This window comes from Muricoccus vinaceus (assembly GCF_042433125.1).
GTDB classification, from domain to species: domain Bacteria; phylum Pseudomonadota; class Alphaproteobacteria; order Acetobacterales; family Acetobacteraceae; genus Roseomonas; species Roseomonas vinacea.
Genome location: NZ_JBHLVZ010000083.1, coordinates 125,185 through 146,669 on the forward strand (window position 1 = coordinate 125,185; position 21,485 = coordinate 146,669).

The 21,485-nt window shown below is 74.2% G+C and carries 15 protein-coding genes; 9 read left to right on the forward strand and 6 right to left on the reverse strand.

Annotated elements, in window-relative coordinates; genetic code table 11:
• Window positions 1–13 precede the first annotated feature (13 nt).
• Complete coding sequence (locus ACFFIC_RS22730; protein ID WP_377054630.1) at window positions 14–829, reverse strand: Crp/Fnr family transcriptional regulator; 816 nt, start codon at window positions 827–829, stop codon at window positions 14–16.
• Between the two features lie 153 nt (window positions 830–982).
• On the opposite strand from ACFFIC_RS22730, the gene ACFFIC_RS22735 reads away from it, so the two are divergent.
• The 3 genes from ACFFIC_RS22735 (at window position 983) to ACFFIC_RS22745 (ending at window position 5,292) form a co-directional block, all read left to right on the forward strand.
• Window positions 983–2,443, forward strand: coding sequence for an MFS transporter (locus ACFFIC_RS22735; RefSeq protein WP_377054632.1), 1,461 nt, complete (start codon window positions 983–985; stop codon window positions 2,441–2,443).
• A gap of 239 nt (window positions 2,444–2,682) precedes the next feature.
• Window positions 2,683–4,914 carry a catalase/peroxidase HPI gene (katG, locus tag ACFFIC_RS22740; protein ID WP_377054634.1) on the forward strand — a complete coding sequence of 744 codons (2,232 nt, stop codon included), beginning with the start codon at window positions 2,683–2,685 and terminating at the stop codon, window positions 4,912–4,914.
• Between the two features lie 90 nt (window positions 4,915–5,004).
• Window positions 5,005–5,292 carry a hypothetical protein gene (locus ACFFIC_RS22745; RefSeq protein ID WP_377054636.1) on the forward strand — a complete coding sequence of 96 codons (288 nt, stop codon included), beginning with the start codon at window positions 5,005–5,007 and terminating at the stop codon, window positions 5,290–5,292.
• 56 nt (window positions 5,293–5,348) lie between these two features.
• On the opposite strand, the gene ACFFIC_RS22750 is transcribed toward ACFFIC_RS22745, so the two are convergent.
• Window positions 5,349–6,791: an MFS transporter gene (locus ACFFIC_RS22750; protein ID WP_377054638.1), complete on the reverse strand. Its 1,443-nt coding sequence runs from the start codon at window positions 6,789–6,791 to the stop codon at window positions 5,349–5,351.
• 132 nt (window positions 6,792–6,923) lie between these two features.
• Between ACFFIC_RS22750 and hemW the strand changes: the two genes are divergently transcribed.
• Both hemW and acnA read left to right on the forward strand, forming a co-directional pair.
• Window positions 6,924–8,090 carry a radical SAM family heme chaperone HemW gene (gene hemW, locus ACFFIC_RS22755; protein WP_377054814.1) on the forward strand — a complete coding sequence of 389 codons (1,167 nt, stop codon included), beginning with the start codon at window positions 6,924–6,926 and terminating at the stop codon, window positions 8,088–8,090.
• Between the two features lie 79 nt (window positions 8,091–8,169).
• Window positions 8,170–10,797 (forward strand): aconitate hydratase AcnA, encoded by a 2,628-nt coding sequence (gene acnA / locus ACFFIC_RS22760; protein WP_377054640.1) that lies wholly within the window; start codon window positions 8,170–8,172, stop codon window positions 10,795–10,797.
• 40 nt (window positions 10,798–10,837) lie between these two features.
• On the opposite strand, the gene ACFFIC_RS22765 is transcribed toward acnA, so the two are convergent.
• The 4 genes from ACFFIC_RS22765 to rsmI form a co-directional block, all read right to left on the reverse strand.
• Complete coding sequence (locus tag ACFFIC_RS22765) at window positions 10,838–11,590, reverse strand: SDR family oxidoreductase (protein ID WP_377054642.1); 753 nt, start codon at window positions 11,588–11,590, stop codon at window positions 10,838–10,840.
• Window positions 11,587–13,929: a xanthine dehydrogenase family protein molybdopterin-binding subunit gene (locus ACFFIC_RS22770; RefSeq protein WP_377054644.1), complete on the reverse strand. Its 2,343-nt coding sequence runs from the start codon at window positions 13,927–13,929 to the stop codon at window positions 11,587–11,589. The genes ACFFIC_RS22765 and ACFFIC_RS22770 overlap by 4 nt, the downstream gene beginning before the upstream one ends.
• 93 nt (window positions 13,930–14,022) lie before the next feature.
• Window positions 14,023–15,177, reverse strand: a complete 1,155-nt coding sequence (locus ACFFIC_RS22775; RefSeq protein WP_377054646.1) for a glycosyltransferase family protein — start codon at window positions 15,175–15,177, stop codon at window positions 14,023–14,025.
• Window positions 15,178–15,223: 46 nt separating this feature from the next.
• Window positions 15,224–16,213 carry a 16S rRNA (cytidine(1402)-2'-O)-methyltransferase gene (gene rsmI, locus ACFFIC_RS22780; protein ID WP_377054648.1) on the reverse strand — a complete coding sequence of 330 codons (990 nt, stop codon included), beginning with the start codon at window positions 16,211–16,213 and terminating at the stop codon, window positions 15,224–15,226.
• Between rsmI and ACFFIC_RS22785 the strand changes: the two genes are divergently transcribed.
• The 4 genes from ACFFIC_RS22785 to murJ all read left to right on the forward strand — a co-directional run bounded on the left by ACFFIC_RS22785 (window position 16,156) and on the right by murJ (window position 21,481).
• The gene (locus ACFFIC_RS22785; protein WP_377054650.1) at window positions 16,156–17,403 is read left to right on the forward strand and encodes a penicillin-binding protein activator; all 1,248 of its coding nucleotides are present in this window, start codon (window positions 16,156–16,158) and stop codon (window positions 17,401–17,403) included. The two genes, rsmI and ACFFIC_RS22785, sit on opposite strands and share 58 nt — an antisense overlap.
• Window positions 17,404–17,433: 30 nt before the next feature.
• The gene (locus ACFFIC_RS22790) at window positions 17,434–18,810 is read left to right on the forward strand and encodes an ATP-binding protein (RefSeq protein WP_377054652.1); all 1,377 of its coding nucleotides are present in this window, start codon (window positions 17,434–17,436) and stop codon (window positions 18,808–18,810) included.
• A 126-nt stretch (window positions 18,811–18,936) separates the two neighbouring features.
• A complete protein-coding gene (gene trpS / locus ACFFIC_RS22795) occupies window positions 18,937–19,938 on the forward strand; it encodes a tryptophan--tRNA ligase (protein WP_377054654.1) in 1,002 nt (333 codons plus the stop codon).
• A 13-nt stretch (window positions 19,939–19,951) separates the two neighbouring features.
• Window positions 19,952–21,481 (forward strand): murein biosynthesis integral membrane protein MurJ, encoded by a 1,530-nt coding sequence (gene murJ / locus ACFFIC_RS22800; RefSeq protein WP_377054656.1) that lies wholly within the window; start codon window positions 19,952–19,954, stop codon window positions 21,479–21,481.
• The last annotated feature ends 4 nt before the right edge of the window (window positions 21,482–21,485 follow it).

The window sequence follows — 21,485 nt, forward strand, 5'->3', positions numbered from 1 at the left end:
GGGCGGCCCGGCGTCAGGCCTTCTGCGGCGTGGCGCCGTAGCCGGCCTCCACCTCCGCCTCCAGCGCCTCGGGCCGCGGCAGGACGAAGCCGCCGCGCGTGAGTTCGATCAGGCCCTCGCGCTGCATGGCGCCGAGCGTGCGCGAGACGACCTCGCGCCGCGTGCCGATGCGCGATGCCAGCTCGTGGTGCGGCGGGGGCGGGGAAACGATTTGGCCGCTGCCGCCGCGCGGGCGCGAAAGGCGCAGCAGCAGGGCGGCGAGGCGGGCGCGCACGGGCAGCACCGCCAGCTCCATCAGCCGCATGTCCTTTTCCCGCACCAGGGCAGTCAGGCTGCGCATGAGGTGGTGCGACGCCTCGGGCGTGGAGAGGGCGAAGGCCATGAAGGGGCCGGCCGCGATGGAGCAGACGCGGGCGCGGGTGAGGGCCACGATGCTGGCCGAGCGCTGCCCGCCGTCGATCGCCGCGATCTCGCCGAACATGCTGCCCGCGCGAAGCTCGGCCAGGATCATCTCGTGCCCGCCGGCGCTGCGCATGACCACGCGCAGCTCGCCCTCCGCGATCAGGCTTACCTCCCGCGTGGGGTCGCCGGCTTCCAGCACGGCCTGCCCCGCCGAATAGCCGCGCCAGCGGGCGACGGCCGCGAGCGGTTCCAGCGCGGCCTGGCCGAAGGGGCGGAAGAAGGGAAGGCGGCTCAGCTCGTCCATCAGGCAGGGCTCATCCAGCCACAGTGACGCGGTGGGCGCGCGGCGTAAACGCGCGGCGGGGCCGGCGCGGCGTGGCGCCGCGCGGGCCGGGTTGGGGAGGAAGCGGGAAAGGGGCTGGCGCATGGATGGCGGCCTCGCGGGGATGGGCGGCCAGCCTCATCCCGCCGGGCGTGGCGCGGTGTGACATCGGGCACCGCGCGGCGGCGGCCGGGGCGGTCAGGTTCGGGGCTCCGCACCGAACGAGTGATCGCCATGATCCCACAGGCTCGCCCACGCATGTTCTCCGACGCGCCCGATGCGGGCGGAACCGGCAGCCCCGGGCACCATCCGACACCGCCGCCATCGGGCGGGGCGCGGGCGGCCGTTCCCCGCCCGCCGCTCTCCTTCCGGGGCTGGGGCGTGGTGGCCGGGTCCTTCGCGGTGCAGGCGCTCTGCTTCGTGGCCGTTTACTCCTTTCCCGCCTATGCCGAAGCCCTCGGGCGGGACTTCGTGGCCTCGGAGGTTTCCCTCAGCCTGGTTTACGGCGTGAGCGGGGCGATGACCTTCGCCACGGGTGCGCTGAGCGGTCCGCTGGCGGACCGGGTGGGCGCGCGCTGGCCGGTGATGCTGGGCATGGCGGTGATGGCATCGGGCTTCCTTCTCGCGGCGGTGGCGGATGGCTTCCTGGGGGTGCTGCTGGCCTACGGGCTTCTGGTGGGGACGGGAGCGGGCCTCTGCTACGTGCCGGCGGTGGCGGTGGTGCAGCGCTGGTTCGTCGCCTGGCGCGGCCTCGCCTCGGGCCTCGCGACGGCGGGGGTCGGGGCGGGGACGGCGCTGGTGCCGGTGAGCGCCTGGCTGTTCCTGTCGGGAGGAGACTGGCGGAGCGCCTTTCTGGCCATGGCGGCGGTGATCGCGGTGTGCGGACCGCTGGCGGCGCTCTCGCTGGCGCGCTCGCCGGAGGCATACGGGTTGCTCCCGGACGGCTGGCCGAAGCGGTGGCCGGGGGATGCGGCGCGGCCGGGCGGGTTCGCCCCGGCGCTGGAAGGAATGGTGCTGCGGCGGGTGATCCGCGGCCGCCGCTTCGCGGTGCTGCTTCTGGGCGGTGTGCTGCTTTCGGCACCGGTGTCGCTGCCCTTCGCCGACATCGTGGCGACGGCGCGTGCGGCGGGGCTCCGGGCGGAGGACGCGCTGTGGCTGCTGGGGCTGATCGGGCTCGGCTCGGTCCTCGGGCGGGTCGTGATCGGGGTGGCGTCGGACCGGCTGGGCCGGGACCGGGTGTTGCTGGGCTGCGGCCTGGGGGTGGCGGGCATGATGGGCTGGTGGGCGGAGGCGGCGAGCCTGCCGGGCTTCGCCGTCTTCGCGCTGGGCTTCGGCTTGTTCCAGGGCGGTTTCGTGGCGCTGCTGCCGAGCGTGGTGGTGGACCTCTACGGGCGGCGCTCGGCGGGTGGGCTGATCGGGGTGCTCTTCGCCGCGCGGGCTCTGTCGGTGCTGCTGGGGGCGCCCTGCGCGGCGGCGCTGGCGGCAGGGGCGGGGCAGGCGGTGCCGCTCTGGGTGGCGGCGGCGGTGGCCCTGGCGGGCACGGCCTTGCTGGCGGTCGCCACGGGGTGGCCCCGGGGCGATGCCGGCGCGCTCCAGGCCGGCGTGAGGGGCACGGGTGCCATCAAAGGGCGCGCCGCGAAGGCCGATGCCGCGAGGCCGGGCTCCGCCAGCGCGCGCGCCGGGCGCGGGCTGCGGAGTGGTGAAGGGCGGCTGGCCTAGCGTGCCCGCCGCGCGGGCCGCTCATGCCCCGCGCGGCGATGGCGGCTCACCCCGGTGCTGCTTCCCGCCGGGCCGGGCGGCCGGATCGGCATGAACTGCGGCAGACCCTGAGCCGCGACGCCCATGACGGGATTTCCGATCGATCCGCTCGATGTTCCTGATCGAAAAAAATTGTTTCTACCGATCGCGCGCCGCGCCTAGCCTGTGCCCAACGGTCAGAAAAGGGGAGGGCCAGAACGATGGACACCAATCAACCCAGCGGTCCGCTGAGCTGCCCGATGAAGAAGCCGGCCGCGCTGCGGTCGCTTCTCGGGCGCACCAACCGCGACTGGTGGCCGAACCACCTTTCGCTCGACATGCTCCATCAGAAGGGTCTCACCGGGAACCCGATGGGCGACGACTTCGACTACGCGAAGGAGTTCCGGTCGCTCGACCTCGCGGCGGTGAAGCGGGACCTCCACGCGCTGATGACCGACAGCCAGCCCTGGTGGCCGGCCGACTATGGGCACTACGGCCCGTTCCTCATCCGCATGGCCTGGCACAGCGCCGGCACCTACCGCACCGGGGACGGCCGTGGCGGCGCGTCCTCGGGCTCGCAGCGCTTCGCGCCGCTCAACTCCTGGCCCGACAACGCCAACCTCGACAAGGCGCGGCGCCTGCTCTGGCCGGTCAAGCAGAAATACGGGCGCAAGCTTTCCTGGGCCGACCTGATGATCCTGGCCGGCAACGTCGCCATCGAGTCCATGGGCGGGCCCGTCTTCGGCTTCGGCGGCGGGCGCGAGGACGTGTTCGAACCCGAGAAGGACATCTACTGGGGCACCGAGGAGGAGTGGCTGGGCGACACCCGCATCACCGAGGAGAAGGTGATGGAGAGCCCGCTGGCCGCGATCCAGATGGGCCTGATCTACGTCAACCCCGAGGGCCCGGGCGGCCATCCCGACCCCGTCGGTTCAGGCCGCGACATCCGCGAGACCTTTGCCCGCATGGGCATGAACGACGAGGAAACCGTGGCCCTCGTCGCGGGCGGCCACACCTTCGGCAAGTGCCATGGCGCGGGCGACGCCAAGAAGGTGGGCGCGGAACCCGAGGGCTCCGACATCGCGCAGCAGGGCCTGGGCTGGCAGAGCGGCCATGAGAGCGGCATCGGCGACCACACCATCACCAGCGGGCTCGAGGGCGCCTGGACGCCGCATCCGACGCAGTGGGACGACGGCTACTTCCACATGCTGCTCGACTACGACTACGAGCTCGTGCTCAGCCCCGCCGGCGCCAAGCAGTGGCAGCCGAAGAACCAGGCACCCCAGGACATGGCGCCGGGCGCGCACAGCCCCGACCGCCGCCTGCCGACGATGATGACCACCGCCGACATGGCGATGAAGGTCGATCCGAAGTACCGGGCGATCTCGGAGCGGTTCCGTGCCGATCCGGCCGGGTTCGCCGACGCCTTCGCCCGCGCCTGGTTCAAGCTGTGCCACCGCGACATGGGGCCCAAGGCGCGCTACCTGGGCCCGGATGTCCCGGCCGAGGACCTGATCTGGCAGGACCCGATCCCCGCCGCGGACTACGCGCCGATCGACGCCGCCGACGTCGCGGCCCTCAAGAACAGGATCCTCGCCTCCGGCCTCACCGTCAGCGAGCTGGTGGCCACCGCCTGGGCCTCGGCCTCGACCTACCGCGGCTCGGACCACCGGGGCGGCGCCAATGGCGGGCGCATCCGCCTCGCGCCCCAGAAGGACTGGGAGGTGAACGAGCCCGGGCGGCTCGCCAGGGTGCTGGGCGTGCTGGAAGGCATCAAGGCCGGGTTCGACGGCGCGGCGTCCGGCGGCAAGGATGGAGGGGGCAAGAAGGTGTCGATCGCCGACCTCATCGTGCTCGGCGGCGCGGCGGCGGTGGAGAAGGCGGCGCGGGATGGTGGCCACGAGATCGAGGTGCCCTTCACCCCCGGCCGCACCGATGCCTCGGCCGAGCAGACCGACATCGAGAACTTCCAGCCGCTGGAGCCGCGTGCGGACGGCTTCCGCAACTACCTCCAGGTCGAGTTCAACGTCCCGACCGAGGAGCTGCTGCTCGACCGCGCCCAGCTCCTCGGGCTGAGCGCGCCGGAGATGGCGGTGCTCGTCGGCGGGCTGCGCGTGCTGGGCGCCAACCATGGCGGCCGGAAGGAGGGCGTGCTCACGGACCGCCCGGGCCAGCTCACCAACGACTTCTTCGTCAACCTGCTCGACATGGGCACGGCGTGGAAGATGGTGGACGGGCACGCCGACGACGTCTTCCTCGGCACCTGCCGCAGGACGGACCAGGAGAAGTGGACGGCGACGCGCACCGACCTCGTCTTCGGCTCCAACTCCCAGCTCCGGGCGCTTTCGGAGGTTTACGCGGCGTCCGACGCGAAGAGGAAGTTCGTCGATGACTTCGTCGCGGCCTGGAACAAGGTGATGAACGCCGATCGCTTCGACCTGGCCCGGTCCTGACCACCCCGCGGCCCGCCGCGCGGCGGGCCGTTCCCTGCCGCGGCGCCCTGGCGCCGCGGCACCGGCCAGGGTGGTGGAAGGGGATGACCGATGCGTCGGTGCGATGTCGACCGGCTGGATCCGGCCCGCGCCTACTGGGTGCCGACACTTGTTTCGCCCGAACGGAACTGGGCGGGAGCGCCCGGCTGCCGCCGGGGCGCGAGATACCTGGTCGATTGCCGGACGCTGCGGGCAAGCCGGGACGAGTTCGTGCCCTTCGACAGCCAGCTCAGCTGCCTGCGCTGGATCATGGAGAACCGGGCGGACCTCAACCGCGCGCTTCCCGGCGCCAGGATACGCGCCGTTCCGCTGGACCGATGGCTTCTGGGCATGGACTGAGCTGACCGGCGGGTACGCCCGCCGGCCGCGATTCGCCGGGTGCCGGGCGGCCTGCGTCAGGCCCGCAGGCGCAGGAGGCTGACGCAGGCGCCGAGGGCCGCGAGCGCGCAGCCGATCTCCAGGGCGGTCTTCGGCCCCTCCACGGGCATGCCGGGCATCCAGCCCAGCACCAGCCCCACCAGCGCGGCGCCGGCCGTCTGCCCGACGAGGCGGGCGGTGCTGAGCATGCCGCTGGCGCCCCCCGCGCGCTCGGGCGGGGCGGCGCCCACCATGGTGCGGTTGTTGGGCGTCTGGAACAGGCCGAAGCCGAAGCCGCAGACGGCCATGCGCCAGGCGATGTCCCAGGGGGCCGGGCCGGCGGGAAGCAGCGCCAGGGCCGCGAGGCCGCCCGCGAGGATCGCGAGGCCGACGCCGCCGAGCAGCCCGGCCGGGAAGCGCTCCATCAGCCGTCCCGACAGGGGGGCGGCGCAGGCGGTGGCGATGAACCAGGGCGTGGTGAGCAGCCCCGCCAGGAAGACCGAGAAGCCGAAGCCGGTTTGCAGCAGGAAGGGCAGGGAGGCGAAGGCGAGCATCTGCGCCATGAAGGAGCAGAGCGAGGTCGCGATCGAGAGGGCGAAGACGGGGATGCGCAGCAGGTCCACCGGAAGCAGCGGCCGCGCGACGCCGGCCTGGCGGCGGACCAGCCAGGTGCCGGCCACGAGGCCGAGCACCACCACGGCCAGGGCGGAGGAGGCGGTGCCGCCATGGGCCAGCGAATCCAGCCCCAGGATCAGCAGGCCGAAGGTGCCGGCCGAGAGCACGGCGCTCAGCACGTCGAAGCGCTGCGTCCCGCGCGGGCTTTCGGGCAGGGATCGCCAGGCGATCGCGAGCGTGAGGATGCCGATGGGCAGGTTGACCGCGAAGATCCAGGGCCAGGACGCGACGCCGAGGATGAGGCCGGCGGCAGTGGGGCCGGCGGCGGCTGCGGTGGAAACCACCATGGCGTTGAAGCCGAGGCCCCGCCCCAGATGCGCGCGCGGCTGGATGAAGCGCACCAGGGCGGAGTTCACGCTCATCAGCCCGGCGGCGCCGAAGCCCTGCGCGGCGCGCGCCACCACCAGGCCCTCGAAGGAGCCGGACAGGGCGCAGGCCAGCGAGGCCAGGGTGAAGACGACGAGGCCGCCAAGATAGATGCGCCGGTAGCCCACGATCTCCCCGAGCGCGGCCAGCGGCAGGAGGGAGACGGTGACGGCGAGCTGGTAGGCGTTGGTGGCCCAGATGGAGTCGGCGGGCGAGATGCCGAAGCTGGCGGCGATCGTGGGCAGGGCGGCGCCCGCGATGGTGCCGTCGATCACCGCCATGGTGATGGCGAGCGCAACGGCCGCGGTGGCCCATCGGCGGCGGGGATAGGGCAGCCCGTCGGGGATGGCACCGGGGATGGCGCCGGGGTGATCCGGTGCGGGCGCGGCCTGGCCGGGCGGCGTGTCGTCTCGCGGGGTGGGTTCGGATGGGGGCGGCACAGCTTCTCTCTGCGCCCGGGGGGATGCGTGGGGCAATGGGCCGGGTGGCGCCCGCGATGCTTTGCCGCAGGCGCGGGGCGTGACCATATCCGGCGCGTGAGCGATGCCCCGATCCTGGCCGCCGCCCCGCGCATGGCGGAGCCGCTGGCCCTTTACGTCCACTGGCCCTTCTGCGCGGCCAAGTGCCCTTACTGCGACTTCAACTCCCATGTGCGGCCCGCCGTGGACGGCGCGCGGCACGGGCGGGCGCTGCTGCGGGAGCTGGAGGGCGAGGCGGCGCGGCTGGGCGCATGGTCCGGGCGGCGGCGCCTGGCCTCGATCTTCTTCGGGGGCGGCACGCCCTCCCTGATGCCGCCCGAGGCGGTGGCGGCGGTGATCGCGCGGGCGCGGGCGCTGTTCGACGCCGAGCCGGACCTCGAGATCACGCTGGAGGCGAACCCGACCAGCGTGGAGGCCGGCAGGCTTCGCGAGTTCCGCGCGGCCGGGGTGAACCGGCTGTCGCTGGGGGTGCAGGCGCTGGACGCGGCCTCGCTCGGCTTTCTCGGGCGCAACCATTCGGCGGGGGAAGCGATCGCGGCGCTGGAGCACGCGCGGCAAACCTTTCCGCGCCTGTCCTTCGACCTGATCTATGCCCGGCCGGGGCAGGCGGAGGCCGAATGGCGGGCGGAGCTGCGGCGGGCACTGTCCCTGGCGGCGGACCACCTCTCGCTCTACCAGCTGACGGTGGAGCCGGGGACGCGCTTCGCGACGGAGCACGCGCGCGGGGCCTTCCACCTGCCCGAGGGCGACGACGCGGCGGCGCTGTACGCCGCGACGGCGGAGGAGGCGGGGCGCTTCGGGCTTGCCCCCTATGAGGTCAGCAACTACGCGAAGCCGGGCGCGGAAAGCCGGCACAACCTCGCCTACTGGCGCTACGGCGATTACCTCGGCATCGGCGCCGGGGCCCATCAGCGGTTGACGCGGGACGGCGATCTCCTGGCGGCGCGGCGGCACCGGGCGCCGGAGGTCTGGCTGGAGCGGGTGGAGCGCGACGGCCACGCGCGGGTGGAGGAGGAGGCGCTTTCCCCCGTGGACCGCGGGCGGGAGGCGATGCTGATGGGGCTGCGGCTGTCAGAGGGCGTGGACCCCGCGCGGATCGCGGCACGCAGCCGGCTTGCGTTCGACGCGGTGGTGGACCGGTCCATGCTGGAGGCGCTGCGCGAGGAGGGCTATCTCGAATGGCTGCCCAACGGGCGGCTGGCGGCGACGATGGAGGGGCGGCTGCGGCTGGACGCGCTGCTGCCGGTGCTGCTGCGCTGAGGCCCTGCGGGTTGGTGTTTTCGGCGCGCCTACCCTACACGCTGGCGCCTTCGCCCTGAGCGGGAGCGCCAGAACAACGATGCCGTCGTTCACCACCGGCGCGGTTCCCGCTGCCTTGCTTTCCGGACCCTTCGGCCTGCGGCGGATCATCGACCTTCCGGCGGCGGCGGGCGGTGCCGCGACCCTGGCCCGGATGCCCTGGTGCCACCGCATCCTGCTGGAGAACCTGCTGCGGCAGCCGGAGGCGGAGGCGCGGGAGGCCGGGCGGGCCGCGCTGCTGGGCTGGCTGGAAAGCGGGCGCTCGGAGGCGGAGATCCCCTTCGCGCCCACGCGCATCCTGATGCACGACACCACCTGCGGCCCGGCGCTGGTGGACATCGCCGCCATGCGCGACGTGCTGGCGCGGGCGGGCGGCGATCCCGCGCGGCTGAACCCGGCCGTGCCGGTGGCGACCTCCACGGACCATTCGCTGCCGGTGGACGTCTCGGGCATCCCCGGCGCGCTGGCGGCCAACATGGCCAACGAGATGGGGCGCAACGCCGAGCGCTACCGCTTCATGAAATGGGCCTCAACCGCGCTGTCGGGCTTCCGGGTGTTTCCGCCGGGCACGGGCATCATGCACACCATCAACCTCGAACGGCTGGCCACCGTGGTGGCGACGGAGATGCGGGGCGGCGAGGCCTGGGCGGTGCCGGACACGCTGGTGGGCACGGACAGCCACACGCCCATGGTGAACGGACTGGGCGTGCTGGGCTGGGGCGTCGGCGGGATCGAGGCCGAGGGCGTGATGTTCGACGTGCCGGTGTCGCTGCGCGTGCCGGAGGTGACGGGCGTGCGGCTGCTGGGCGCCCTGCCCGAGGGCAGCTTCGCGACCGACCTCGCCCTCGCCGTCACGCAGCGGCTGCGCCGCGCCGGCACCTCCGGGGAGTTCGTGGAGTTCTTCGGGCCGGGGGTGGGCGCGCTGACGGCGGGGCAGCGGGCCGTGGTGTCCAACATGGCGCCCGAATACGGGGCGACCACCGGCATGTTCCCGATCGACGGCCACACGCTGGACTACCTGCGTGCCACCGGGCGTGATGCCGCCCAGGTGGCGCTGGTGGAGGCCTATGCCCGCGCCCAGGGGCTCTGGCACGACCCGGACAACGCGCCGCGCTACACCAGCGTGCTGGAACTGGACCTTTCGGCGATCGGGCCGTCGCTCGCCGGGCCGCGACGCCCGCAGGACCGGCTGGCCCCGGCGGAGGTGCCGGCCGCGCTGGCCGGTGCGCGCGGCGCGGCGGCGGGCGGCATTCCCGGCGATGCCGTGGCGATCGCGGCCATCACCTCCTGCACCAACACCACCGATCTCGGCCTGCTGGTGGCGGCCGGGCTGGTGGCGCGCAAGGCCAGGGCGCTGGGGCTCACGGTGCCCTCCTGGGTGAAGACCTCGCTGACGCCGGGATCGCCGAGCGCGGAGCGGCGGCTGCGCCGGGCCGGGCTGCTGGAGGAGCTGGAGGCGCTGGGCTTCGGCATCGCGGGCTATGGCTGCGCCACCTGCATCGGCAATTCGGGCCCCCTGCTGCCCGCGGTCGCGGCGGCGGTGGAGGCGGAGGGGCTGCGGCCGGTGGCGGTGCTGTCGGGCAACCGGAACTTCCCGGGGCGGGTGCACGCGCAGATCGAATCCGCCTTCCTGGCCTCGCCGCCCATGGTGGTGGCCTATGCCGTGGCCGGGCGCGCGGGGATCGACATCACGCGCGACGCGCTGGGCCGGGCGCCAGACGGGCGGCTCGTCCACCTGAGCGATCTCTGGCCACGGGCGGCCGAGATCGAGGCGGCCGTGGCGGCGGCGGGCGATCCGGCCGACATCGCGGCGGCGGGCGAGGAGGCGGACCGCTCCCCCGGCTGGGCCGCTCTGGAGGCGCCGGACGCGCCGCTGTTTCCCTGGGAACCCACCTCCACCTACCTGCGCCCGCCGCCCTTCGTGCGCCTCGGGTCGGAGGAACAGGCGGCCGGGCTGCTGTGCGCCCACCCGCTGCTGGTGCTGGGGGACGACATCACCACCGACCACATCTCCCCGGCGGGCGCGATCCCCGCGAACAGCGACGCCGCGGCTTGGCTGGTGGAGCGCGGCGAGAACCCGCTGGACCTCAACGTCTATGCCTCGCGCCGCGGCAACTGGGAGGTGATGCTGCGCGGGCTGTTCACCAACAAGGCGGCGGTGAACCACTTGGCGCCCGGGCTGGCCCCGGCGCACACGGTGTTCGCGCCGACCGGCGAGGTGCTGCCGGCCTGGCGCGCCGCCGCGCGCTACGCCGATGCCGGGATGCCCGTGGTGATCCTGGCGGGGGAGCGCTACGGCACGGGTTCGTCGCGCGACTGGGCGGCCAAGGGCGCGCAGCTGCTGGGCGCGCGGGCGGTGCTGGCCAACAGCTTCGAGCGCATCCACCGGTCCAACCTGATCGGCATGGGCGTGCTGCCGCTGCGCCTGCCGGAGGGCTGGCGCTTCGACGGGCTGGGGGTGAGGCCCGGCGACGTGGTCGAGATCGGCTGGAGGCCGGACACGCTCGCGCCGCGCGCGCCGGTGCCCGTGACGCTGCGGCGGGCCGATGGCGCGGCGCTGCACGGCACGGCGACGGCGCTGCTCGACACCGCGCGGGAGGTGGGGCTGATCCGGGCCGGGGGGATGATCCCGACCATCCTGCGCCGCGCGCTGGAGGCGCGGGCGTAAAGCCCGGGCCAGGCCCCCTCGCCCGCCGCGGCGGCCAGCCCTACTGCCCGGGCTTGTGCACCCGGAGCGGGCCGAAGCTCTGGGCCACGGGCATCACCTGCAGCGTGTTGACGTTCACCCGCGCCGGGCGGGAGGCCACCCAGTGGATGGCGTCGGCGATGTCCTCGGGCGTCAGCGCGTCGGCGCCCTGGTAGACGGCGGCGGCGCGGGCATCGTCGCCGAAGCGGACGTTGCTGAACTCGGTGCCGCCGACGAGGCCGGGCTCGATGTCCGTCACGCGCACCGGCGTGCCGTAGAGGTCGGCGCGGAGGTTGAGGCTGAACTGGCGGACGAAGGCCTTGGTGGCGCCGTAGACGTTGCCGCCGGGATAGGGGAACTCGGCGGCGGTGGACCCGATGTTGACGACGTGGCCGCGGCCGCGCGCGACCATGCCGGGCAGCACGGCGCGGGTGAGGTACATCAGCCCCTTCACGTTGGTGTCCACCATCGCGTCCCAGTCGTCGAGCGCCGCCTCCTGCGCGGGGCCGAGGCCGCGGGCGAGGCCGGCGTTGTTGACGAGGACGTCGATGGCGGACCACGCGGCGGGCAGCGCCTCGATGGCCTGCGCGACGGCCGCGCGGTCGCGCACGTCGAGCGTGACGGGGTGGACCATTTCCGCGCCGAGTTCGCTGCGCAGCGCCTCCAGGCGGTCCGCGCGGCGCCCGACGGCGACGATGCGGGCGCCGTCCTCGGCGAAGCGGCGGGCGGTCGCGGCGCCGAAGCCGGAGGTGGCGCCGGTGATCAGGACGATCATGCGGCGACCCCCTCGTGCAGCAGGCGCCAGACCTTCAGCGGCGTGGCGGGCATGTCCACATGGGCGATGCCGCGCTCGGCCAGGGCATCGACCACCGCGTTCATCACGGAGGGCAGCGCGCCCGCGCAGCCGGCCTCGCCGCAGCCCTTGGCGCCGAGCGCGTTGGTTCGCGCCGGCACGGGATGGCTGCTGAAGCCGAGCGAGGGCGCGTGCTCGGCGCGCGGCAGGCCGTAATCCATGTAGGAGCCGCTGAGGAGCTGGCCGTCCTCGTCATAGGCGGTGTGCTCGGTCAGCGCCTGGCCGATGCCCTGCACGATGCCGCCATGCGCCTGCCCCGCCACGAGCATCGGGTTCACCAGCGTGCCGAAGTCGTTGACGGTGACGTAGCGGACGACCTCGGTCTCGCCGGTCTCGGGGTCGATCTCCACCTCGGCGACGTGGCAGCCGTTGGGGAAGGCGCTGTCCTCGTACTGGTCGGTGGTGGAGACATCCAGCGTGTCGGGCAGGCCGTCCGGCGGGGCGGGCATCGTGCGGAGCTGCGCGGCCAGTTCCAGAAGGCCGATGCCACGGTCCGTGCCGGCGATGCTGAAGCGCCCCGAGGAAAACTCGATGTCCTCCGCCGAGGCCTCCAGCACGTGGCCGGCGAGCTTGCGCCCGCGCTCGATCACCTGCGCGCTGGCGGTGGAGAGCGCCGTGCCGCTCGCCATCATGGAGCGCGAGCCGCCCGTGCCGCCGCCGGCGATCAGCAGGTCGCTGTCGCCCTGCATCAGCCGGATGCGGTCGAAGGGAATGCCGAGGCGGTCCACCAGCACCTGGGCGAAGGGCGAGGCGTGGCCCTGGCCGTAGTCGAGCGTGCCGGTGAGGATGGTGACGCCGCCGTCCTCGTCGAAGCGGATGCCACCCATTTCCTTGGACGGCGGCGCCGTCACTTCCAGGTAGTGGCCGATGCCGATGCCGCGCAGCCGGCCGCGGCGGCGGGCCTCGGCGCGGCGGGCGGGGAAGTCGTCCCAGTCGGCCGCGGCCAGCGCCTCCTCCAGGATCGCCGGGAAGTCGCCGCTGTCGTAGTGCATGCCGGACGGCGCGTCATAGGGGATCTGGTCGGCGCGGATGTGGTTGCGGCGGCGAAGCTCCACGCGGTCGATGCCCATCTCGCGCGCGGCCGTGTCGACCAGGCGCTCCATGTAGTAGTTGCCCTCGGGCCGCCCCGCGCCGCGATAGGCGCCCACGGGAGTGGTGTTGGTCAGCACGCAGCGCGTGGAGACCTCCACCAGCGGCGTGCGGTAGACGCCGATGACGTTCTTCACGGTGTTGGCGGTCGAGGGCAGCGTGGTCGCGTTGGAAAGATAGGCGCCGAGGTTGCCGAAGCCGGTCAGGCGCACCGCGAGGAAGTGGCCCTCGGCGTCCAGCGCCAGTTCGCCCACCATGTCGTGGTCGCGGCCGTGGCTGTCCGACAGGAAGCTCTCGGAGCGCGTGTCCGTCCACTTCACGGGGCGGCCCAGCGCGCGGGCCGCGTGCAGCAGGGCCGGGTATTCGGGATAAACGCTCGCCTTCATGCCGAAGGAGCCGCCGACGTTGCCGGTGAGCATGCGCACGGCGTCCACCTCCACGCCCATGACCTTGGCGAGGCCGCCGCGCATGCCGAAGACGCCCTGGCTGCCGGCGCGCAGCACGTAGCGGCCGTCCTCGAAGGTTCCGATGGCCGAGCGCGGCTCCATCGGCGAGACGACGACGCGGCTGTTGCGGATGGGCAGGCGCACGACATGGGCGGCGCGGGCAAAGGCGGCGGCGACGGCCTCGGCGTCGCCGTAGTGGAAATCGACCACGACGTTGCCGGGCACGGCCTCGTGCAGGAGGGGGGCGCCCGGGGCCACGGCATCCCGCCCCTCGGTCACGGCGGGCAGGGCATCCACGTCGAGCATCACGGCCTCGGCGGCGTCGCGGGCCTCCTTGGCGGTTTCGGCCACCACCATGGCCACGGGGTCGCCGACGAAGCGCACCTTGTCCGTGGTCAGCACGGGCTGGCGCGGCAGGTGGGGCGGGCTGCCGTCCCGGTTCTTCTGGCCGACGTTGAGCGACATGGGGCCGACGCCGGCGGCCTCGAGGTCGGCGCCGGTGACGATGGCGAGCACGCCGGGCATGGCGCGGGCGGCCTCGGTGCCGATGCCGCGGATGGTGCCGTGGGCGAAGGGGCTGCGGACCATCACGGCATGGGCCTGGCCGGGCAGGGAAAGGTCGTCGCTGTAGCGCCCCTCGCCCCGCAGCAGCACCGGGTCCTCCTTGCGGGAAACGGGCTGGCCGATGCCGAACTTCAGCCGGGAGGGGTCGAGCGGAAGGTTCATGCGGGGGTCCTGATCAGCGGCGGGGGCGGCGCGCGCCCCTTCACCCCCCAAGGTGGGCGGTGATGCTGCGGCGCGAAACCCCCCTCCCCTTCCCTATCCGGGGCGTCGCGGGTTCCGGCCCCGGTACTCGCGGCTTTCCAGCAGGATCTCGCGCACCCGGCGCACCGAGTAGCGGCCGGCCAGGTCGTCCACCGCGGCCTCCTCCGGGGTGCGGTCCAGCAGGAAGCGGTAGAGGGTCACCACGTCCTCCCGCGTGGCCGGGCGGTCGCGCTCCAGGCGGAGGCGGAGCTGTTGCTCCAGCAGCCCCGCCAGGCGGTGCTGGCGGTAGTGCTCGTGGCGCTTGCGGGGTTCCTCGATGATGGCGGTCACCTCCGAGGCGGCCTCGGGCGCCAGGTGGTGCTCCGGACCGCGCACCCATTCCATGCGGTCATAGCCCATCTCGCGGAACTTCGCGGCGCTGAAGGAGGCGCCCTCGGCGCCGATGTAGCGGGCGAAACACACATCGGTCATCACACGGGCGATGCCCAGGGCGTTGCAGCCGAGCGTCTTCACCGCGTCCTGCGAGGAAAAGCCGCCCGCGACCGGCAGGCTCTCCATCCAGCGGAAGATCGCGACGTCGTCGCGAAAGGCGTAGTCCGCGCCCTCCAGGATGCGGTCATAGGGGGCGAGCCATTCCCGCAGGCGCCGCCAGGGCTCGCGCTTCAGGCCGAAGGCCCAGTGGTGCTGGAGCATCAGCAGGTGGGCGGCGGGGCCGGGCGGCATGGCGGCGTGGTCGCCGTAACAGGCGAAGTAGCCGATCCGGGGGTCCTGGTCCGACAGCGCGCGCAGCTCCTCCATGATCCGGAGGTAGTCGGGGCCCAGCTCGAGGTCGTCCTCGAAGAAATAGGCGCAGTCGCGGTCCAGCGTCTCGAAGGCCAGGGTCTCGCCGCGGCGGATGTTGACGGAGATGCCGAGGTTGTCCGGGCTCGCCAGCACCTCCCCGCGGGGGAAATGGGTGCGGAAGGCGGCCACCGAGGCCTGGATCTCCGCGTCCTCCGCGTAGCGCAGGCCGCTGCGGGGAGAGACGGGACCGTCCTGCAGCAGAAAGACGCGGCGCGGGTCCAGCATGATGCCGTCCTGGCGCAGCAGGGAGGCGCAGACGCGCGCCAGGTAGTCCGGGCGCTTGAAGGCGAAAAGAACGACGGGCACGTCCAGCAGGCGGGGCTGGGGGCGGAGGTGCAGGGAGGGAAATGCCGGGCGGCCGCTCATTCCGGGTTCTTCTGGCAGAGGGGGGGCGGGAGGGTTGGCAACGGGGTCAGTCCTCGCGGCCCATCTCCAGGGCGCGGGCATAAACCTGGCGGCGCGGCAGGCCGGTCGCGGTGGCCACCATGGCCGCGGCGTCACGCAGGGACTGGCCGGCGGCCAGCGCCGCGCGCAGGCGCTCCTCCACCTCGTCGGCGCCGCCCGTCGCCTCGGGCGCGGGACCCACCACCACCACGATCTCGCCGCGGGCGGGCTGCGCGGCGTAATGGGCGGCCAGCTCGGGCAGGGTGGCCCGCCGCACCTCCTCGAAGCGCTTGGTGAGTTCGCGCGCCACCGCCGCCGGGCGGCCGCCGAAGCCCTCCGCCAGGGAGGCCAGGCATTCGGCCAGCCGGTGCGGGGCCTCGAAGAAGATCAGCGTGGCCGACAGCCCGGCGCCCTCGGCGGCGCGCAGGCGGCCGATCGCCTCCGCGCGGGCGGCGGCGCGGGGGGGCAGGAAGCCCATGAACAGGAAGGGCTGCGGCGGCAGGCCGGAAAGCGTCAGCGCCATGACCGCCGCGTTGGGGCCGGGCACGGCCGAGACATGGGCGCCGGCCTCCATGGCCGCGCGGGCCAGGCGGAAGCCGGGGTCGCTGACCAGGGGGGTGCCGGCATCCGAAACCAGCGCCAGCCGCGCCCCGGCGAGCAGGCGCTCGAGCAGGCGCGGGACCTCGCGCGCCTCGTTGTGGTCATGCAGGGCCGCCAGCGGGGCGCCGATGCCGTGGCGGGCGAGGAGCGGCGCGGTGACCCGGGTGTCCTCGCACAGGATGAGGTCGGCCCCGCGCAGGGTCACGACTGCGCGGGGGGAAAGGTCCCCCAGGTTGCCGATGGGGGTCGCGACCAGCCATAACCCAGGAGCCAGCCCGGCGGACGCGCCGACGGACGCGCCGATTGACGCGCCGATTTCCGGGCTCCCGGCACCCGATTCGCCACCAGAAGGGGCCTCGCGTGGATCCTCACCCGTTCCGGGCCCCGGCCCTGTTCCGCCTTCCGCTTCGTCATTCATCCCGGCGCCCTGCAAGCCGTCATCCCCGCCTTGGCGCCCTGGCGGCGCTGCTGGCGGTTGTGGGGCTCGCGGCCTGCGCCCCGCAAGGGCCGCGCGGGGGATACTACGGCTACGGCCAGCCGGCGCCGCTGTTCGGCGGGCCGGCGGCGCCGGCCGAGCCGGTTCCGGCCCGCGTCGCGCTGCTGCTGCCCATGAGCGGGCCGCAGGCGGCGCTGGGCCCGGCCATGCTGAACGCGGCCACCATGGCGCTGTTCGAATCCGGCGCGCGCGGGGTGGAGCTGGTGCCGCGCGACACCCGGGGCTCGGCGGCCGGCGCCTCGGAGGCCGTGCGCTCGGCCCTGGCGGACGGGGCGCGGGTGGTGGTCGGGCCGCTGACGGGGGCCGAGACCACGGCCGCGGCCGGCCAGGCGCGGGCGGCCGGCGTGCCCGTGCTGGCCTTCACCAACGACGTGGAGCAGGGCGGCAACGGCGTCTGGGTGACGGGCATCACGCCCTCCCAGCAGGTGCGGCGGCTCGTGGCCTCGGCCCAGGCGGGCGGGGTCCGCCGCGTGGGGCTGGCGGGGCCGGAGGGTGCCTTCACGCGCCAGCTCGCGAACGCGCTGCGCAACGCCTCGCGCGAGGCCGGGATGTCGGCCCCGGTGATCGTGACCTATCCGGCCAGCGCCTCCCGACCGCAGGCGGCCGGGCAGATGGTGGCCCAGGCGGGGACGGAGGGCATCGGCCTGCTGATGCTGGCCGACAGCGGGGCGCAGGCGCGGGAAATGGCGGCGGCCCTGGCGGCGGCCGGGCTGGGGGCACCGCAGACGCGCCTCGGCGGTCCCACGCTCTGGGCCGGCGACGCCACCCTGGCCTCCGAGCCGGCGCTGGCGGGGGCGCTGATCCCGGGCCCCGACCCGGGCGCGCGCAGCGCCTTCGAGGCGCGCTACCAGTCCTCCTTCGGGGAGCGGCCGCCGCGGCTGGCGGCCACGGCCTACGACGCCACCTCGGCCGCGCTGCGCTCGGTGCGGCCCGGCGACCCGAACGCCCCGGCGGCGCTGCCGGTGGGCGAGCCGTTGCAGGGCGCGGACGGGGCCTTCCGGCTGCTGCCCACCGGCCAGTTGCAGCGGGCGCTGGCGGTTTATGCCCTGACGCCCGGGGCCGAGCCGCAGATGGTGGAGCCGCCGGTGCTGCCCGGCGCCGCCGGGTCCTGACGGGCAGCCCATGATTCCGCCGCGGATGGCGTGAGCACCGGCCGGCCATCGCCCGGCGACCTGCTGCGGATGGCCGGGCTGTTCGGCGCGGCGCCGGGGCTGGTGCTGGCGCTGCTGGCGGCCACGGGGCGGGCCGAGCCCGGCGCCGTCCTGCTGGGCCTGGCGGCGACATCGGCGGCGGCGCTGCTGCTGGCGCGGTTCTGGCTGGGGGTGCTGGCACGGCTGGAGGAGGGGTTGCGGGTCGCGGCCGGGGGCGGCCTTCCCGCCCCGCCCGGCCGCGGCCTGCCGCGGGCGGCGGTGCGGCTTTCCGTGGCGGCCGCGCGGCTTTCCCGCGACCTGGCGGAGCGCGAGGCCACCGTCGGCCGGCTGCGCGAGGCCGATGCCGCCATCATCGAGGCGCTGCCCGACCCGCTGATCGTGCTGGCGGAGGACCGCCGCCCGCTCCGCGCCAACGCGGCGGCGCGGCGCTTCTTCGGTGCCGGGGGGGAAGGCCGGGCGGATGCCGCCGCCTTTCTGCGCCACCCCATCATCGCCGGGGCGGTGGACCGGGCGCTGGCGGAGGGGGTGGCGCAATCGGCCGAGGCCGTGCTGCCCGTGCCGGTGGCGCGCGACCTGTCCACCCAGGTGATCCCGCTGGACCCGCCGCTGTCGGATCGCGGGCGGCTGCTGGTGGTGCTGGCGGACCGCACCCAGGCACGGGCGGCCGAGCGGATGCGGGCCGATTTCGTGGCCAATGCCAGCCATGAGCTGCGCACGCCGCTGGCCTCCATCATGGGCTTCGTGGAAACGCTCCGCGGCCCGGCGGAGGGCGATGCGGAGGCGCGCACGCGCTTCCTGGCCATCATCGCCGAGCAGGCCGAGCGCATGCGCCGGCTGATCGAGGACCTTCTGGGCCTGTCGCGCATCGAGATGACGGAGCACCAGGCGCCGACCGGCGAGGCGCGCCTGGACTCGCTGGCGCGGGGCGAGGCGGAGGCGCTGGCGCCGATCTTCGCGGCACGGGGGGCGAGGCTGGAGCTGGACCTGTCCCCCGCCACCGCCGCCCCGGCCGACCCCGGCCAGCTCGCCCAGGTGCTGCGCAACCTGATGGAGAACGCGGTGCGCTACGGGCGGGAAGGGGGGCGGGTGGTGCTCTCGGTCCGCGCCATGCCGGTGGCGGAGGGCGGGCTGCCGCCGGGGGTGCTGCTGCAGGTGGCCGATGACGGGCCGGGCATCGCGCGCGAGCACATCCCGCGGCTGACCGAGCGCTTCTACCGGGTGGATTCCGGGCGGGCGCGGGGCGCGGGCGGCACGGGTCTCGGGCTCGCCATCGTGAAGCACATCGTCTCCCACCACCGCGGGCAGTTGCTGATCGAGAGCGAGCTGGGCCGGGGGACGACCATGCGGGTGTGGCTTCCGGGGGGCTGACGGAATCCTTCGCCGGCCCGGGCCCCTGCCCTGCCTTGACGCCGCCACCTCCGGGCGGGACACCCCGCGCGCACCCCCAACGAGCCCCCGGCACTCCAACCGCCGGCCGGCCAGGAAACCCGTTCCATGCAGCGCGTCTTCTCGGGCATCCAGCCCTCCGGCGTCCCCACCCTCGGCAACTACCTGGGGGCCATCCGCAACTGGGTGCCGATGCAGGACACGCACGAGGCGATCTTCTGCGTGGTGGACCAGCACGCCATCACCCAGTGGCAGGACCCGCGCGAGCTGACGCGCCAGACGCGCGACATGGCCGCCGCCCTGCTGGCCTGCGGGCTGGACCCCGCGCGCTGCACGCTGTTCGTGCAGTCCCACGTCCACGCGCACACGCGGCTGGCCTGGATCTTCAACTGCGTGGCGCGGATCGGCTGGCTGAACCGCATGACGCAGTTCAAGGACAAGGCCGGCAAGGACCGCGACAACGCCGGCGCCGGGCTCTACGTCTATCCGAACCTGATGGCCGCCGACATCCACGCCTATCACGCGACGCGCGTGCCCGTGGGCGAGGACCAGAAGCAGCACCTGGAGCTGGCCAACGACATCGCCGAGAAGTTCAACCACGACTACGGCGTGGAGTTCTTCCCGCATATCGACCCGCACATCATGGGGGTTGCCGCGCGCGTGATGAGCCTGCGCGACGGCACGAAGAAGATGAGCAAGTCGGACCCCTCCGACCAGTCGCGCATCAACCTTTCGGACGATGCGGACACGATCTCGCTCAAGATCCGGCGCGCGAAGACCGATCCCGAGCCGCTGCCCTCCGAGATGCAGGGGCTGGAGAACCGGCCGGAGGCGCGGAACCTGGTGGGCATCCTCGCCGCCGTCACCGGCACGACGCCCGAGGAGGTGCTGCGCCAGCACGGCGGCCAGGGCTTCGGCACCTTCAAGGGCATCCTGGCCGATGCGCTGACCGCGCATCTCTCGCCCATCGCCGCCGAGACGCGGCGCCTGCTGGACGACCCGGGCGCGGTGGACGCGCTGCTGCGGCAGGGCGCGGAGCGCGCGCGGGCGATCGCGGAGCCGATCGTGGCGAGGGCGGAGGAGCTGGTCGGCTTCCTGCCGCCGCGCTGAGCCCGGCCCTGCCGTGCTGAAGGGCATCCTCACCGTCGGAAGCTGGACGCTGGCGAGCCGCGCGCTGGGCTTCCTGCGCGACATGCTGATCGCGGCGAGCCTCGGCGCCGGGCCGATCGCCGATGCCTTCTTCATCGCGCTCAAGCTGCCCAACCTGTTCCGCCGGCTGTTCGGGGAGGGTGCCTTCAACGCTGCCTTCGTGCCGGCCTTCGCGGGCACGCTGGCGGTGTCCGGGCCCGCCCAGGCCCGGGCCCTGGCCGAACGCATGTCCACGCTGATGACGCTGTGGCTGACGCTGCTGACGGTGCTGGGCATCATCTTCATGCCGCAGGTGATGCGGGCGCTGGCGCCGGGCTTCGTCGACGAGCCCCTGCGCTTCCAGCTCGCGGTCGAGATGACGCGGATCACCTTTCCCTATCTGGTGTTCATCTGCCTGACGGCGCTGGTCTCGGGCGTGCTCAACGGGCTGGACCGCTTCGGCGCCGCCGCCGGGGCGCCGGTGCTGTTCAACATCCTGTCCATGGCGGCCCTCTTCGCGCTGACGCCCTTCGTGGCCACGCCCGGGCACGCGCTGGCCTGGGGGGTGACGATCTCGGGGGCGGCGCAGCTCCTGCTGGTCTGGGTGGCGGCGGCGCGGGCGGGGATGCCGATGCGGATCGTCTCGCGCCCCAGCATGACGCCGGAGGTGCGGACGGTGCTGCGGCGCATGGGCCCCGGGCTGATCGGAGCGGGGGTGACGCAGCTCAACCTGGCAGTGGACGTGATCATCTCGTCCCTGCTGCCGGCGGGGGCCGTGTCCTACCTCTATTACGCCGACCGGATCGGGCAGCTTCCGCTCGGCGTCATCGGGGCGGCGGTGGGCACGGCGATGCTGCCGCTGCTGTCCAAGCAGCTGCGGGGCGGCAAGCCCCTGTCCGCGCACCGCACCATGAACCGCGCGCTGGAATTGTCCCTGGCCCTCGCCCTGCCGGCGGCGGCGGCGCAGGCGCTGCTGGCCTGGCCCATCATCTCCGGCCTGTTCATGCGCGGCGCCTTCGGGGAGCTGGAGGCGGCGGCAACGGCGGCGGCGCTGACGGCCTATGCGCTGGGGCTGCCCGCCTTCATCCTGGTGAAGGCCTTCGTGCCCGGCTTCTTCGCGCGCGGCGACACGGCGACGCCGGTGAAGATCGGGCTGGCCGTGGTGGCGCTGAACCTCGCGCTCAACCTCGTGCTGACGCGCTACCTCGCGCATGTGGGCATCGCGCTGTCCACGGGGATCTCGGCCTGGGTGAACGTGGCCGCGCTGGCCTTCCTGCTGCGGCGCCGCGCGGCCTGGCGGCCGGACCGGCGGCTGCGCCGGCGCCTGCCGCGGCTGCTGATCGCGACGCTGGCGATGGCGGTGGTGCTGCTGGCGCTGCGCGCGCTGGTGCCGGAGCCCGTGGGCTCCTCGGCGCGGCTGGCCGTGCTGGCGCTTTATGTCGGGGCGGGGCTGGTGACCTATTTCGGGGTGGCGCAGGCCATCGGCGGGCTGCACCTGGCGGAGATCCGGCGGCGGCGCGCCTGAGCCG